General features: G+C 61.7%; 12 protein-coding genes. 6 read left to right on the top strand and 6 right to left on the bottom strand.

The genetic code is table 11. The features are described from left to right. Positions 1-2: 2 nt before the first annotated feature. Both ABK249_RS02410 and ABK249_RS02405 read right to left on the bottom strand, forming a co-directional pair. Positions 3-1,031: an ABC transporter permease gene (locus ABK249_RS02410; protein ID WP_037158900.1), complete on the bottom strand. Its 1,029-nt coding sequence runs from the start codon at positions 1,029-1,031 to the stop codon at positions 3-5. A gap of 8 nt (positions 1,032-1,039) precedes the next feature. Further along, positions 1,040-2,587 (bottom strand): sugar ABC transporter ATP-binding protein, encoded by a 1,548-nt coding sequence (locus ABK249_RS02405; protein ID WP_348862315.1) that lies wholly within the window; start codon positions 2,585-2,587, stop codon positions 1,040-1,042. A 298-nt stretch (positions 2,588-2,885) separates the two neighbouring features. Between ABK249_RS02405 and ABK249_RS02400 the strand changes: the two genes are divergently transcribed. Together ABK249_RS02400 and ABK249_RS02395 are read left to right on the top strand one after the other, a co-directional pair. Beyond that, the gene (locus ABK249_RS02400) at positions 2,886-3,587 is read left to right on the top strand and encodes a FadR/GntR family transcriptional regulator (RefSeq protein WP_348862090.1); all 702 of its coding nucleotides are present in this window, start codon (positions 2,886-2,888) and stop codon (positions 3,585-3,587) included. 30 nt (positions 3,588-3,617) lie between these two features. Beyond that, on the top strand, positions 3,618-5,150 hold the full coding sequence (locus ABK249_RS02395; protein ID WP_348862089.1) for a UxaA family hydrolase: 1,533 nt from the start codon (positions 3,618-3,620) through the stop codon (positions 5,148-5,150). Positions 5,151-5,186: 36 nt separating this feature from the next. Here the strand turns inward: ABK249_RS02395 and ABK249_RS02390 are convergent, their stop codons facing one another. Together ABK249_RS02390 and ABK249_RS02385 are read right to left on the bottom strand one after the other, a co-directional pair. Then, positions 5,187-6,404: an OpgC family protein gene (locus ABK249_RS02390; protein WP_037158892.1), complete on the bottom strand. Its 1,218-nt coding sequence runs from the start codon at positions 6,402-6,404 to the stop codon at positions 5,187-5,189. Positions 6,405-6,622: 218 nt separating this feature from the next. After that, a complete protein-coding gene (locus ABK249_RS02385; protein ID WP_348862088.1) occupies positions 6,623-10,138 on the bottom strand; it encodes a PAS domain-containing hybrid sensor histidine kinase/response regulator in 3,516 nt (1,171 codons plus the stop codon). Positions 10,139-10,335: 197 nt separating this feature from the next. On the opposite strand from ABK249_RS02385, the gene mscL reads away from it, so the two are divergent. The 4 genes from mscL (at position 10,336) to ABK249_RS02365 (ending at position 14,076) form a co-directional block, all read left to right on the top strand. Next, positions 10,336-10,761, top strand: a complete 426-nt coding sequence (gene mscL / locus ABK249_RS02380) for a large conductance mechanosensitive channel protein MscL (RefSeq protein WP_037158886.1) — start codon at positions 10,336-10,338, stop codon at positions 10,759-10,761. A gap of 115 nt (positions 10,762-10,876) precedes the next feature. After that, positions 10,877-12,046 carry a pyridoxal phosphate-dependent aminotransferase gene (locus tag ABK249_RS02375; protein WP_037158883.1) on the top strand — a complete coding sequence of 390 codons (1,170 nt, stop codon included), beginning with the start codon at positions 10,877-10,879 and terminating at the stop codon, positions 12,044-12,046. A gap of 146 nt (positions 12,047-12,192) precedes the next feature. Next, positions 12,193-13,227: a UDP-glucose 4-epimerase GalE gene (galE, locus tag ABK249_RS02370; RefSeq protein ID WP_037158880.1), complete on the top strand. Its 1,035-nt coding sequence runs from the start codon at positions 12,193-12,195 to the stop codon at positions 13,225-13,227. Positions 13,228-13,308: 81 nt separating this feature from the next. Then, entirely contained in the window at positions 13,309-14,076 is a 768-nt protein-coding gene (locus ABK249_RS02365; protein ID WP_348862087.1) for a polysaccharide deacetylase family protein, read from the top strand. Between the two features lie 121 nt (positions 14,077-14,197). Here the strand turns inward: ABK249_RS02365 and ABK249_RS02360 are convergent, their stop codons facing one another. Together ABK249_RS02360 and ABK249_RS02355 are read right to left on the bottom strand one after the other, a co-directional pair. Continuing rightward, positions 14,198-14,596: a DUF1236 domain-containing protein gene (locus tag ABK249_RS02360; RefSeq protein WP_037158874.1), complete on the bottom strand. Its 399-nt coding sequence runs from the start codon at positions 14,594-14,596 to the stop codon at positions 14,198-14,200. A 179-nt stretch (positions 14,597-14,775) separates the two neighbouring features. Further along, positions 14,776-15,537 carry a DUF1236 domain-containing protein gene (locus ABK249_RS02355; RefSeq protein WP_348862086.1) on the bottom strand — a complete coding sequence of 254 codons (762 nt, stop codon included), beginning with the start codon at positions 15,535-15,537 and terminating at the stop codon, positions 14,776-14,778. Between the last annotated feature and the right edge of the window lie 449 nt (positions 15,538-15,986).

The following is a 15,986-nucleotide window of genomic DNA, read 5'->3' as shown; positions in this document are numbered from 1 at the left end:
TCTCAACGGCGATTTCGAAGCTGGTCGATCCACACGGTGACCAGGATGACGAGGCCGATGATGATCTGCTGCGTGAAGGCGGAGACGCCGTTCATGTTCAATCCGTTGCGCAGGATGCCGATGACGAAGGCGCCGATTGCCGTGCCCGAGATCGTGCCGACCCCTCCGATAAGCGAGGTGCCGCCGATGACGGCGCTGGCGATGGCGTCGAGTTCGTACATGACGCCTTCGTTCGGCTGGGCTGTGACGAGGCGCGACATCAGCACACAGCCGGTGAGACCGGCGAGCGTGCCGGACAGCACATAGGTGAAGCTGACGATGCGGGTGACGTTGACGCCGGAAAGCCGCGCGGCATCCGGGTTCGAGCCGACGGCATAGATATGCCGACCGAGCACCGAGCGGTTCAGCATGAGGGAAACAGCGATCGCAATCACCACCATCAGGATGACGGGATAGGGGATGCCCGGAAAGACGACGGTCGGAAACCCGTCGTCGCCGATATTGACCACGCGCAGGAAAGAGCCGTTGCCGAGTTCGCCGAAGGATTCGCCAAGGCCGGAAACCGCGCGGGCGCCGGTGATCTGCAGCGCAACGCCGCGGGCGATCAGCATCATGCCAAGCGTGGCGATGAAAGGCGGAAGCCGCATCTTGGTGACGAGCATGCCGTTGATGAAGCCACAGATCGTTCCGGTCAGGATGCCGGCGATCATGCCGAGCCAGATGGGCGTGCCGAAATCCTTGACCGCCAGCGCCGCGACGACGCCGGACAGCGCCAGCACCGAGCCGACGGAAAGATCGATGCCGCCGGTGATGATGACGCAGGTGGCGCCGATGCCGAGCAGTGCGATCGACGTCACCTGCAGTGCGATCGTCATGCCGTTGTTGAGGGTGAAGAAGGCGCTGCTGGTCAGCGAAAAGACGGCAATCAGCACGAACAGGCTGCCGAGTGCGGCGAACTTCTGGATGATGTCCTTCTGCCGGTCGCTGAGCGAGACGCCCTTCTGCTTGGAAACTTCGGTGATTTCGGCCATGTCGTCCCTCATCCTGCCGACCGCGCGTAGCCGGAGGCATATCGCATGATTTCTTCCTGGGTCGTCTTCTTCGTCTCGAGCACGCCGGTGATGCGGCCCTGGTGGAAGACCGCGACGCGATCCGTCATGCCGAGGATTTCCGGCAGTTCGGAACTGATCAGCACGACGCCGATGCCTTCGGCCGCGAGCGCGTCCATGATACGGTAGATCGACAGTTTCGCGCCGACGTCGATACCGCGCGTCGGTTCGTCGAAGAACAGCACTTTCGATTTGCGGAATAGCCACTTGCCGATGATGATCTTCTGCTGGTTGCCGCCGGAAAGAAGCCGCACCGGCTGCCTGATCGAGGGCGTGCGGATGTTGAGAAGGTTGACGTAGTCGTTCGCCGCCTTGGCTTGTCTTGCGAAATCGATCAGCCCGAAGCGATTGGAGACGGCCTCCATGTTGGCGAGCGTCATGTTGGCGTCGACCGGCATCTTGATCGCCAGTCCCTGAGCTTTTCGGTCTTCGGAGAGATAGGCGATACCGGCGGCGATCGCATCGCGTGGCGATGTGATCGATAGAGCCTGACCGTGCAACGTGACCGTGCCGGCATCGAGCGGATCGGCGCCGAATATGGCGCGGGCAACTTCCGTGCGACCGGCGCCCATCAGGCCGGCAAACCCCAGGATCTCGCCGCGGCGGAGCGTGAAGGAGACGTCGCGGAAGGTTCCGGCGCGGCTGAGGCCCTCGGCGCTAAGGACGATCTCGTCGCTCGGGGTCGAGGTCCGGTCCGGGAATTTTTCGTCCAGCGACCGGCCGACCATTTTCGAGACGATCGCATCGACGGTGGTGGCGGCGAAATCGTCGGTGGAAATGTAGCGCCCGTCGCGCAGCACCGTGACCCGGTCGACGATCTCGGCCATCTCGTCGAGCCGGTGCGAGATGTAGACGATGCCGACGCCGGAAGCCTTCAGGTCGCGGATGACCTTGAAGAGAAGCCGCGTCTCCTGCTCGGTGAGCGAGGAGGTCGGCTCGTCCATGATCAGAACCTCTGCGTCGAGCGACAGCGCCTTGGCGATCTCGACCATCTGGCATTGCGCAACGGAAAGCCCGCGCACCGGCCGGCCCGGATCGATGTCGACGCCGAGCCGGTCGAGGCAGCGTCTGGCATCTGCCCGCAGCTTTTTCCGGTCGACCAGAAAGCCGCGCCCCATGAAGCCGAGGCGGGGTTCGCGGGCGAGATAGATGTTCTCGGCGACCGTGAGATGCGGAACGAGGTTGAGCTCCTGGTGAATGATGGCGATGCCGGCGGCTTCGGAGTCCCGAGTGGAGGAAAAGTGTCGTTCCGCGCCCTTGTAGATGATCGTGCCGGCGCTCGGCTGGTAGACGCCGCTGATGATCTTCATGAGCGTCGATTTGCCGGCGCCGTTCTCGCCGCAGACGGCATGCACCTCGCCACGCCGCAGATCGAAATGCACGTTGGAGAGCGCCCGGACGCCGGGAAATTCCTTGCTGATATTGTCGAGGCGGAGCAGCGGCTCGCCGGAAGCCGAAAGCGCAGGCCCCGCCGTCATGGCGGGCCTATGGGCGCTCTGGCGTGGCTCGGCGGGCCTGCTTTCCATGATCTCCTCCCGAGGCCCGGATGGCCCGATCCGCCCTCGGCTCCTCCCGCTGGCGTTGCTTAATGGGTAACCCTCAGGAGAAAAGTGGTCAAGCCAATTTTTATTCAAGCAGCGGAATGGTTGCTGACTGATGGGGGCTTTCTGACCTGAAAACAGGAAAAGTTACGGTATTTCAGTTATATGATTTGCGCCTTGCTCTGTTCGGTCGGTGGGCTTATGGTAAGGCCAAATATTCGGGATGACGAAATCCATGAACGAATCCATCAAGGCGGCTGAGCCGCGGCGGCTGTATCAGCAGATTGCCGACCAGATCCGGTCCCTCATTCAGGCGGGACAGTTTCCGGCGGGTGCGCGCCTGCCGGCGGAGCGGGAACTGGCCCAGCAACTCGGCGTGTCGCGCCCCTCCCTGCGTGAGGCGCTGATCGCGCTCGAAATCGATGGCAGTGTCGAAATCCGCATGGGCTCCGGCATCTATGTGACGGCCGAGCCGGATAGGCGCCCGTGGCAGACCGGCTCCATGGGTGAGAGCCCGCTGGAACTGATGCAGGCGCGTGCCGCCGTCGAAGGCGCGGTCATCCTTTTGGCGGCGGCGAGGATCACCCAGGATGGGCTCAAATCGCTGCGCCAGACGCTCGACCAGATGCGGGCGGAGATCGCCGAAGGCCGCAAGCCGCTCGATCTTGACCGGCTTTTCCATCTGACGATTGCCGGCCAGTCGGGAAATTCCGTGCTGGCGCATATCGTGGGCGACCTTTTCGACGAACGGCACAGCCCGCTCTCGGCGCAGATCCGCGTCCGTTTCGAAACACCCGAGACCTGGGGTTTCGCGCTTGCCGAGCACGAGGCGATCTATGCGGCGCTGGAGGCGCGCAATCCGCTGCTTGCCCAGGCGATGATGCATTCGCATCTGGAGGAATCCAAACAGCGCTGGATGAACAATGAGGCCCGGTGATATTTGCGCCGGCCTGGGGAGGAGACAGGCATGAACGAGGCGGTTTCGCCGATCATCATTTTGAATCCGGCCGATGATGTGGGGGTCGCGCGGCGGTCTCTGCCGGCGGGCGGATCGACCGGTTACGCCGATCTTGTGGCACGCGAGCTGATCGGTCGTGGCCACAAGGTGGCGATCAGGCCAATCCCGGCCGGTCGAGAAGTGAAGAAATACGGCCAGGTGATCGGTGTCGCGACGCAGGATATCGAGCCAGGCAGTCACGTGCATCTGCACAATCTTGCCATGCTGCCCTCAGAGCACAAGCATCAGTTCAGCGTCGATATCGAGGAAAGGGGCATGCTGCCGGAAGCGGAGCGGCGCACTTTCCTCGGCTACGACCGGGGTTTGGGCGGCGCCGGCACGCGCAACTTTATCGGCATCATTTCCTCGGTGAACTGTTCCGCCACCGTGTCGCGCTACATCGCCGACTACTTCAATCGAATGGGGGGACTGGAGGGGTTCCCGAACGTCGACGGCGTGGTGGCGCTCACCCACGGCGGCGGCTGTGCATTGAATACCAAGTCGGAAGGCTACCAGCTCCTGATCCGCACCATCCAGGGCTACGCAAAACACCCGAATTTCGGTGGCATCCTGATGATCGGGCTGGGCTGTGAGACGAACCAGATCGCGCCGATCCTCGAACATTATCGCATGGAAGAGGGCGATCGGCTCAGGACCATGACGATCCAGCAGCATGGCGGAACGAGGAAGACCATCGATGCGGCGATCGCCATCATCAAGGAGATGCTGCCAGGTGTGAATGCGGCGAAACGCACGCCGCAGCCCCTTTCGAAACTGAAGCTTGCGCTGGAATGCGGCGGTTCGGACGGTTACTCCGGTATTTCCGCCAACCCGGCGCTTGGCCATGCTTCCGATCTCATCGTCCGCAACGGCGGGACGACCGTGCTCTCGGAAACCCCGGAAATCTACGGCGCCGAACATCTCCTGACGCGGCGTGCAGTGACGCCGGATGTCGCCAGGAAACTTCTGCAGCGGATCGACTGGTGGCGGGACTATACCGCCCGCAACGGAGACGAGCTCAACAACAACCCTTCTCATGGCAACAAGCTGGGTGGCCTGACCACCATTCTTGAAAAGTCGCTCGGGGCGGTCGCCAAGGGTGGTTCCATGCCGCTGAAGGCGGTCTACGAATTCGCGGAGACCGTCACCGATCAGGGTTTTGTCTTCATGGATACGCCGGGTTACGACCCGGTGGCGGTGACGGGCCAGGTTGCGGGTGGCTGCAATGTCATCTGTTTCACCACCGGCCGCGGTTCGGTCTCGGGCTTCAAGCCGGCGCCCTGCATCAAGATCGCCACCAACTCCGAGATGTACGAGCACATGAAGGAGGATATGGACCTGAACTGCGGTGGCATCGTCACCGGCGAGGAGACGATCGAGGAGGCAGGAGTTCGCATTTTCGAGGATGTGATCGCGGTGGCTTCCGGCAAGAAGACGCTGAGCGAGATCTACGACTATGGCGACAACGAATTCGTGCCGTGGCAGGTCGGGGCGGTGACCTGAGCCGCCGCCCCGAGGATTGTTTTACCGGATGAGGGCCTACCGCGATCCGGCCGGCTTCTGCTGCTGGGCTTGGACCGTCTGCGGGGCCGGGGTGCCGAAGAACCGGTCCCGCTCGCGCCACAGCGCCGGGATCGACAGGAGGGCGATCGAGACAAAGGCGATCGCGGTCTTCGTCAGCTCATCGAGTTCCGGCGAACGCCCGTCGAAATAATAGACGAAATAGACGATCGCGACGTGCCACACATAGACATAGAGCGAATGGCGGCCGAGAAGCTGCAGGTATTTCAGCGAGAAGACCCAGGTGAGAGCGCCTGCGATACGGCGAACCCACGCAGCCTTGTGCTTCGGACCCGCGACGATCAGCCAGGTGACGAGCATAGCCACGGCGGCAAAGTTCAGGAGATAGACCGGGCCGAAATCGGCGCGGATTTCCATTGAGGCGAACTTGCCGATCATGTGCGGCGGCATCAGCTCATGTGCCGTGATGAGGCGCAGCGGCAGGAAAAACAGCACCAGCACCAGCGCCACCTTGGGGATGAAGGTGTTGTCCGGCGAAAGGATCTTCTTCCAGTCGATCTTGCCCGCCGAGGTCAGCGCACCGAGCACCAGGGCCGAATAGAAGACAATCTGCCAGCCGAGCAGGTTGAACGACACGCGGACGCCCTGGTCGTCCACGCCCATAACCAGGTCATTAAGCGGGGTTGTGACGATCTGTTGCAGACCGAGCTGTGCGGTCATCCAGAGGATGATCGAGCCGGCGATGACATAGTGCCACTTGTCTTCCAGCACGAGCTTCACGAGCATCGGCGCAAAGAGCATGTAGACGATGTATTGCGGCAGGATATCCATGAAGGTCGGCTGGTACAGGAAGGAGGCGATCGCGGCGAGACGCAGTGGATCGTCGAAGTTCGTGTAGCCGAGCCAATTGAACCAGATCGTATAGGCGCCGGGCAGCAGCATCTGTGCGGCCAGTACAACCAGGACGATGCCCATCGCATAACGATAAAGTTCGAACGCCCTGGTGTAGATGGCGGCACGGCCGGCAGCATAGCCGTTTCTCATCATCTTCTTGGCATAGACCATGCCGATCAGCAGGCCGGACAGGAAGACGAAGCCTTGCGCATCTTCCACGAAAGCAAGCTGGTTGTGATTGATTTTCACCAGGAAATAGCCGCCGGCGAAGATCAGGTGATTGATCAGCATGAAAACGAGGAAATATCCTCGCATTCCGTCAATTATATCAAAGCGTTTCATCGGTCGCGGTCTCCGTCTTTGCCGGTCCCGATGGCTGGCGCCGGTCGGTCCGTAAGGCCTCTCCGGGCCGGGAACTTACCCGCCTAAACGTCGAAAAAAGCCTGAGGGTTCCGTCTGCAAATCGGTAAGCACGGTTCTTCTAGACAGTTTAAGCAGGATCGAGCGTAAACTGTGCGTGATGACCCTACGATGAACGGAAGGTTGGCCGGTGTTCAGGTCTATTCGGCCGCGACGCGTTTGAGGCCTGCAACCTGTGTGAGGTAGGCGCGCAAGGCGGCGGGCTTGACCGGCTTGTGCTGCACGCTGATGTCGTGCCTCTCCGCTTCGGCCCGGACTTCCGGCGTCCGGTCGGCGGTGATGAGCAATGCAGGGATCTCGGCCTGATATAGGGCACGCAGCTTCAGAATCGCGTCGATGCCATCTCCATCGTCGAGATGGTAATCGGCGATGATCACTTCAGGCGGCGGTTCGCGATGGTCGGCGATGTCGTCCAGGGCGGCAATCGAAACCGCCTGGCCGACCGTGCAGCCCCAGCCGGTGATGAGCAGTGCCATGCCTTCAAGAATTCTCGGTTCATTGTCGATGCAGAGGACGCGCAGCCCGTTGAGCGGCTGCGAGCGCTTGCGGCGTTCGGGTTGATCGGCGGCGCGGACTGTCTGCTGCGCCAAGAGATCCATGGGCACCTGAACGCGAAATATCGTGCCGCGACCGGGCGTCGAGGCAAGTCGGACGGGATGGTCCAAGACGCGGGAGATGCGATCGACGATCGACAGGCCAAGCCCGAGCCCTCCCGCCGTCCTTGCGCCTTCGTCCAGTCGTGCGAATTCCTTGAAGACAGTGCGGAACTTCGAAGGGGGAATGCCGATGCCCGAATCCAGAACTTCGATGACCACCTGGTCACCCCGCCGGCGCGCGCCCACGAGAACTTTGCCGCTGATCGTGTATTTGATCGCGTTGGAGACGAGGTTTTGCACCAGACGGCGCAGAAGATTGGCGTCCGACCGAACCCGCAGCGACGTCGGAACAACAACAAATTGCAGGTTCTTCTCGCGCGCCATGGGTGCATAGTCCGTCTCGATGCGACGGAAGAGATCCTCGAGCGGCACGGATGTGAAGCGCGGCTTCATCGCCCCCGTATCCAGCCGGGAAATGTCGAGCACTGCTCCGAGGATCGACTCGACCGATTCCAGGGCGGAATCGATGTTGTGGACCAGCACGCCATTTGAGTCGGAAGCGCCGAGCCGCTCGACCAGTGCGGAGGAATAAAGCCGGGCGGCATTGAGCGGCTGAAGGATATCGTGACCGGCGGCGGCGAAGAAGCGGGTTTTGCCGATATTGGCTTCGTCGGCAGAAGCCCGGGCCTCGGCGAGTTCATGATTTACCCGCATCAACTCGGCCGTGCGCTCGCCGACGCGCTGTTCCAGCGTCTCGTTCGCCTGTTTCAACGCCCTGTCGGCGGCGACACGTTCGGAGATATCGGTAAATGTTGCAACGATGCCCTTGTCAGGCATGGCATTGGAGCGCACTTCGATGATCCGGCCCCCACCATTGAGAACGAGGGAGAAAGGTGCATCGAGCGTCTGGAACTGACGAATCACCTCCGTCTGATCGGAGGCTGGAATGTCGCCGCGGTCCGAGAGGATGGCGACGATGTCGGCGAGGGGGAACCCCACCTGGCCTACCTGTTCGGGCAGGTCGAGCAGATTGCGGAAGCGCCGGTTCCATATGGTGAGCCGTTCGGAACTGTCGAAGACGGCGATGCCCTGGTCCATCTGCGAAAGGGCGGTCTGCAGCATGTCCTGGTTGTATTGCAGCGCTTCGCTCGCCTGGTCGAGCAGCCAGGCGGTGTCGGCATTGGTGTCCTCGGCCTTTTGCAGGATGAGCGACAGCACGAGCCGCGCGGAGGAGGAGCCGATCGCGCTGCCGAGCAATTGCTCGGAGAAATGGATCATCGCCATGTCGGCCGGCTGGTCGTCGCTGAACGTCCGTCCGGCTGTTTGCTCGTAATTGGTGAAGGATCGCCGCATGCGCTCCTCGCCGAGATAGCGGGCGATCGCAGCTTTCAGGTCTCCGACGCTGACGCGGGTCTTCCAGCCGCGCGTGGCGAATTGCGAGCGTACGTGCCGCTTGACGAAGATGCCGGCCTGGATGCGCTCGACCGGCCGCGGATTGCGCGACATCGATCCAAGTACGAAGGCAAGCGTATTGAGCGTCAGGCTGAAGATTGTGGCATTGACCAGCGCGTCCGTCTCGGGTCCGGAGAAGATGCCGGTACCCGGGAACAGGAAGTTGAGGACGGCCGAGGCCACGTGGGAATTGTCCGGGCCGCCGAGGCTGGGCAGGAAGAGCAGATAAGCCCAGGCAAGGAAGCCGAACGACATGCCGAGGATTGCTCCCCGGGCGTTCGCCCGCCGCCAGATCAGCCCGCCGAAAAGCGCAGGCGCGACCTGGGCGATCGCCGCGAAGGCCAGCAGACCGATCGAGGAGAGGCCCGACTGGCTGTCCGCCATGCGGTAATATCCATAACCGAGGATCAACACCGCGAAGATCGCCAAACGGCGGATGTTGAGGAGCGTGCGGGTGAAATCCGAGCGCTGGCCGGAGCGCGCTGCCATCAGCTTCTGCCGGAGGAAGATCGGGATTATGATATCGTTCGACACCATGATCGAGAGCGCCACCGATTCGACGATCACCATGGCGGTAGCTGCCGAAAAGCCGCCGATGAAGGCGATGAGGGAAATGACCTTGAGTTCGCCGGCCAGAGGCAGGGTGAGCAGATAGAGATCAGCATCGCCGATGCCGCCGAAGGTAATCAGTCCCGCCATTGCCGCGGGCAGTACAAAGAGATTGATCGCGATGAGATAGAGGGGCAGCAGGGTACCGGCGACCCGTCGCTCTCGGGCTGTTCGGTTCTCGACCACCGTGACGTGGAACTGCCGCGGCAGCAGGATGATCGCGAAGGCGGAGAGCGCGATCAGGACGAGCCACCGGCTGAGCGGCGTCTGATAGGAAAGCGACGAGCTGACCAGAAGGTTTTCCGACGCCTTGGTGAAGAGATCGGCAGGCCCGTCGAACAGGATGAAGAGGACGGAGACGCCGACCGTCGCAAAGGCGAGCAGCTTGACGACTGATTCCATTGCGACCGCCAGGATCAACCCGTCCTGATGCTCCGTCGCATCCGTGTGCCGGGTGCCGAACATGACCGCAAAGCAGGCCATGAGGATTGTCACGATCAGCGCGAGATCGACGAAATAGAGATTGCCGCTGCCCAGCCCGTAATCCGATGGATTGACCATGACGGCGACCGAACTCGACACCGCCTTGAGCTGAAGCGCGATATAGGGAATGGCGCCGACGAGCGCGATCACCGCGACGATCATCGCAACGGTGGAATTCTTGCCGTAGCGGGCGGCGATGAAATCCGCGACCGATGTGAGTTTCTCTGCTTTGGCGAGCTCGATGATGCGTTTCAGTACCGGCATGCCGAGCGTGAAGGCCAGGATTGGGCCGATATAGATGCCGGTGAATTCCAGCCCTCTTTGCGAGGCAAGCCCCACGCCGCCGAAATAGGTCCAGGAGGTGCAGTAGATCGCAAGGCTGAGCGCATAGACAACCGGCCGGCCGTTTTTCGGCACGCCGAAGAGACGGCTTCGCCGGTCCCCAAAACTCGCCACTGCGAAAAGCAGTAGGACATAGGCGAAAGCCGAAACAAAAATGACCCAGCCTGGAAGCATGGCTCCTCCCCGCGGAAATTGCGGTGGCCTGAACATTAGGGGAAAAGCATGCGCTTGGAAATCAGCGGCGCCATCGGCAAAAAGTCCAATAAACGCTCATGATTAAGCCCTTGGACATCCGCATCTTTTCAGGTCGGGCGTTTGCGCTATGTTGTACATCGTCGCAACCTGGAAAGCGGGGCTATAGAACCATGTCAATGATCAGCGAATTCCGTTCCTTCATCGCCAAGGGCAATGTGATGGATCTCGCCATCGGCATCATCATCGGTGGCGCCTTCACCGGCATCGTCAATTCGCTGGTGAACGACGTCGTGATGCCGATCGTGGGGGCCATCACGGGCGGCGGTTTCGACTTCTCCAATTATTTCCTGCCGCTGTCGAGCGCGGTGACGGCTCCGAACCTCGCAGCTGCGCGCGAACAGGGCGCCGTCTTTGCCTATGGCAGCTTCATAACGGTGCTGATCAACTTCCTGATCCTCGCCTGGATCATCTTCCTCATGGTCAAGGGCGTGAACAGACTGCGCGTGATAGAAGAGAAGAAGCCGGCAGAAGCCGCGCCCGCCCCGCCGCCCGCCGACGTCCAGCTTCTGACGGAGATTCGCGATATCCTGAAAACAAAGTGATCTTTTGATCACATTTTCAGGAATCATCATCGGAATCGATTGCCGGCTCACGGATTATCATGGGATTTTCTGGCCTCCCTGAGTTAGAGAAGGGGAAACAGGTCAAGGAAATCCGATGTCGATCATTGCCAGTCTCAGTCCTCGCGCCGTCTCCGCGCCTGAAAGCGGGATCGTCGAGATCATCAATCATGCTCGCGGCCGCGAGGGCTTGATTCCGCTCTGGGCCGGCGAAGGGGATCTGCCGAGTCCGGACTTCATCAACCGGGCGGCAACCGAAGCGCTGATGGCCGGCGAGACCTTCTATACCTGGCAGCGCGGTATTCCCGAGCTTCGCCAGGCGCTGTCGGACTATTATGCCCGGCATTTTTCCGTCTCGCTGCCGATCGAGCATTTCTATGTCACCGGTTCCGGCATGCATGCGATCATGCTTGCAGTCCAGGCCATTGCGTCGCCGGGCGACGAAGTGATCTACCTCTCGCCGACCTGGCCGAACATCATCTCGGCGATCGATATTTCCGGCGCGCATTCGGTCGGCTTGCCGCTCGACTTCGCGGGCGGCCGCTGGTCGCTCGATCTTGCCAAGCTGGAAGCGAGGATCACGCCGAAGACCAGGGGCCTCTTCATCAACACGCCCGCCAACCCGACCGGCTGGACCGCGACGCTCGAAGATCTGAAAAACATCCTGGCGCTCGCCCGCAGGCATGGGCTCTGGATCATCGCCGACGAGATCTATGCCCGCTACTATTATGGCGGCGCGGCCCGTGCTCCGTCTTTCCTCGACATCATGGAAGAGGGTGACCGGATCATCTTCGCCAATTCCTTTTCCAAGAACTGGTCGATGACCGGCTGGCGCGTCGGCTGGCTGGTGGCCCCGCCGGAAATGGGCCAGGTCATCGAGAACCTGGTGCAGTATTCCAATTCCGGCGTCGCGCAGTTCCTGCAACGCGGCGCGGTCGTGGCGCTCAATGAGGGCGACGAGTTCGTCCAGGCGAATATCGACCGGGCGACCAAGGCGCGCGATATCCTCTGCGATGCCCTGATCGCCACCAACCGGGTCGAGACCCTGAAGCCCGATGGCGCGCTCTATGCCTTCGTGAAGGTGGACGGCATTACCGACAGCCGCAAGGCGGCGCTCGACATCGTCGACAAGATCGGCGTGGCGCTGGCGCCGGGCTCGGCCTTCGGCAAGGGCGGGGAGCTTTTCCTGCGCGCCTGCTTCCTGCGCGATCCGAGGCAGATCGAGGAGGCCGCTGCGCGCCTTTCCGATTACATCAAGCGCCTCTGAGACAGTTCGTTAAAATTCGAGCGAATTGCTCAAGGGTGGATTTGCCCTGATGGAAGATAAACCCGGCAGGCCTATCGCCGGGTAAGCATTGTTGAAGATCGGCCATGGTTTGCTCCTGCCAAAGATAAAAGGCAGGGAAGAAGAGCATGGCGGTTCTGGTAACGGGCGGTGCAGGTTATATCGGCAGCCACATGGTTTGGGCTTTGCTCGACGCCGGGGAGGACGTCGTCGTCCTCGACCGGCTTTCGACGGGCTTCCGCTGGGCAGTCCCTGCTGACGCGCGGTTCTATCTCGGCGATGTCGGCGATCGCGCCATCCTCAGGCAGATCTTTGCCGAGAATGATATCGACGCCATTCTGCATTTCGCGGGCTCGATCGTCGTGCCGCAGTCGGTAGCCCATCCGCTGGACTATTACGAAAACAATACCGGCAACACGCGCCTGCTGGCGGCGGCGGCGGTCGAGGCCGGCATCCGCCACTTCGTCTTCTCTTCGACCGCTGCCGTCTATGGCGACCAGAGGGACGACACACCGGTGCTGGAAAACGCGCCGCTCAATCCGAAGAACCCCTACGGCCAGTCAAAGCTGATGTCCGAGATGATGCTTCGGGATGCCGCAGCCGCGCATGACTTCCGTTTCGTGGCGCTGCGCTACTTCAACGTTGCCGGGGCAGACCCGCTGGGGCGGGCAGGCCTGTCGACCGAGGGCGCAACACATCTCATCAAGATCGCCTGCGAGGCGGAACTCGGCAAGCGGCGTGGCGTCGATATCTACGGAACCGATTATCCCACGCCGGACGGGACCGGCATTCGCGACTATATCCACGTCTCCGATCTGGTGGACGCGCACCTGAAGGCGCTGAGCTACCTGCGCCGCGGCGGGGAGCCGCTGATCGCCAATTGCGGCTACGGCCGGGGTTATTCCGTTCTCGAAGTGCTGGAAGCGGTCATGCGTGCCGGCGGCCGCAAGTTTGAGATCCGCTACGGGCCTCGCCGGCCGGGCGATGCGGCAAGCGTTGTCGCCAATTCGACGCTGGCGCGCCGGTTGCTCGACTGGAAGCCACGCCATGACGATCTCGATCTCATCGTTGAGACGGCCATTGCCTGGGAAAAGGGGTTGGCCGCGCGCAAGGCCGGCGATCTGCGGTCGCTGCAGCACCGTCTTGCATCAGCCCGGTTCTGAGGCTTCGGCACCGGCCAATCGGTCGCATGGCGTTATCGAGGTATTGGGGATAAGCGGAGCGCGTCCCCACACAGGTATTCCATGCGACGCCTCCTCCTCTCCGCTCTTTGTGTACTCCTTCCTTTTGCAGCCTGGGCCGAAGACGTCCCCCGGCACAGGAACGGCATGCACGGTACCAAACTGGTCGAGCCGCATCTGCATCTGGCGCGTTCGGGCAATTTGAACCGCGCAAGGATAGCCTTGACCTTCGATGCCTGCATGGGACAGGCGGACGAGCGGATTCTTTCGGTACTCGTTCGTGAGAGAATTCCGGCGACGATTTTCGTCACGGCTCGCTGGCTCAAGAAAAACCCGCAGGGGGTCGGCATCTTCCTGCAGAACCTCGATCTCTTCGAACTGGCGAACCACGGCCAGAACCACGTACCGGCAGTCGATACGCCCGCTTTGATCTATGGCATTGCTGCTGCCGGCTCGCCGGAGGCCGTCCGGGGGGAAGTGCTCGGCGGCGCCGAAGCCATGCTGGCCGCCGGCTTGCCTGCGCCCAAATGGTTCCGTGGTTCGACCGCGAAATACGATCTCTCCGCGATCCGTCAGATCCGCGGCATGGGATACAGGATTGCCGGTTATTCGGTGAACGGCGATGACGGATCGCTGCTTGGCGCCGCCGCCGCCGAAAAGCGTATCGCTGCGGCAAAGGATGGCGATGTCGTGATCGCCCATATCAACCAGCCGACTCATGCGGCGGGTGAGGGCGTGGCCCGTGCGCTTCTTGCACTCAAGCGGAAAGGTGTGGAGTTCGTGCGCCTTTCGGACGTGGATGACATCGGCGACGACGATACGACGCAGTGATGGGCTCAGGATCGCGGGATGGTCATGTGTTGCAGATGCCGGATCGCTGAACCGATCCGGGATAAGCAAAAGGGGAGGGCTGTTCCCAGCCCTCCCTGATTTCGGCTGTCCGTGATCCGGATCAGCGGATTACCTGGACGACCGTGCGCGTCTGCGGATCGACGATCACGCGTTCCTGGTTGACGACTGCGTACGCATACTGCGGCGCATCCGGGACCGGAGTGAGGACAACGGTCTGCGGGATGGGCTTGCCGACCACGATCTTCTCCTGGATGACGACCGGATCTGCCGGAATTGGTGCCTGTTCGACATAGGTGACGACACGCGGCGGCGGCGGATCGATGGCCGTGCCGGCAATCGCCCCTACGACCCCGCCGACAGCAGCGCCAACCGGGCCGCCCACGATCGCGCCGGTGACGGCGCCGCCCGCCGCACCATTGACGGTACCCTGCTGGGCGGATGCGGCAGGGGCGAGGATAGCCAGTACCGCGGCGGAAAGAACGATGATCTTGGTGTTCATGGTATTCTCCTTTGAGTTTGGGGAGACGACCGCGATTCGCGCTCAGTCTCCGGGTTTGGTCGAGACCGGTTGTTTCGTGACGGGGTCGGGTGTCTTGATCCTTGGCAGGCTCACGCTACTTGTGTGGATCGCTGCCGGTTCTCCGTCATTCATGGTCCTTCTCCCGTGAATCCCGGGCGTCAGCCGGTCAGGATGTAGACAACCTCATGGGTTGCGGGTTCCACGATGATGATCCGGCCATCGGCGAGAACGAAATATTCGTAGCCGCGGTAAGCCGGGACGATTTCCACGATGCGTGGCGGCAGCGGATGGAGTTCCACGGTCTGCGGCACGGCCACCCCGACACTCACATCGACGTCGATATCAGCAGGTTCGACCCTGTTCTCAACGAGGACATTACGGATCTCGGTTTTCTGTTCGGTCGAGATGTCGATGCTGCCGGTGGTTTCGCTTGACGGGCGATCGGTGGCAGCTCGATCCTGGTCCTGCTGTTCCGCGCCGTCGTTCTGGCCAGCGCTATCGCTCGTTGCAGGCGTGCGGGTTTCCGAACCGGAGCCGCTCCTAGCCGTTGTCGAGCCATCCGTCTCGCCAGGCTGGTCTGTCGGCTGTTGTGCGGTATCGCTGCCCTGCGTGTTCGGGCGCTGATCCGTACCCTGGCTTTGGGCATTTGTCGAACCGTTGTCCGTACCCGGCTTAGGCTGCTGCTGCGCGGAGCCTTGCATGCCCTGCGATGGTTGCGCCTGGCTTGGAGCGCCCGGCGTCATCGTGCCGGACGAGCCCTTGTCGCCGGAAGTCCCTCGGCGGGGCAGGATGGGGGCACCGGAACCTCCGCCGCTCTGTCCTGCGGAGGGAGATTCAGTTTGTGCGATTGCCGGCACCGCAGAGAGCGTGGACCCAGCAAGGAGCGCCATTGCGAGCGTATGCTTTATCAACGGTTTCATGGGTGTTTCCTCTATTGTTTTCATGTCGCCTGCGAGGCTCTGCATGAGCCGCAATGCCTTTTTCCAACGAGGTCTGGGACTGTGCGTTCCGCCTTTTGGGCTTCAGTCGGCCCTAAGGTCGGACTTCAGTCCCGATGTGGTTTAGGTCTTTGGTCCGATAGGTTGACGCAAAGGTCCAAGGGGGCTGAAATCGCGGAACCGTGCTCGTAGAATGCGGTTGATCCTGAAGCTTTTTCAGGAGGTTCCGTCACAGACACAGGGCCAGGCACGGAGGTTTTGATGTCCGCGGCAGAGGACTTCATTGCTGCCACCGAAACGTTCGCGGCCAATGACTTATGGAAGCCGGATTCCTGCGCGATCATCGGTCCCTTTCAGCGCAGAACCTTGCCCGCCGATCGCCGTGCGCGGTCGGCGGGTCCTTTGACCGAGGCGGAACCATCGGGAGAGAT

The sequence above is a fragment of the Neorhizobium phenanthreniclasticum genome (assembly GCF_040066075.1).
GTDB lineage: Bacteria > Pseudomonadota > Alphaproteobacteria > Rhizobiales > Rhizobiaceae > Neorhizobium > Neorhizobium petrolearium.
The sequence above is the reverse complement of the archived record's forward strand: the minus strand, read 5'-3'. Positions and strand labels throughout refer to the sequence as shown.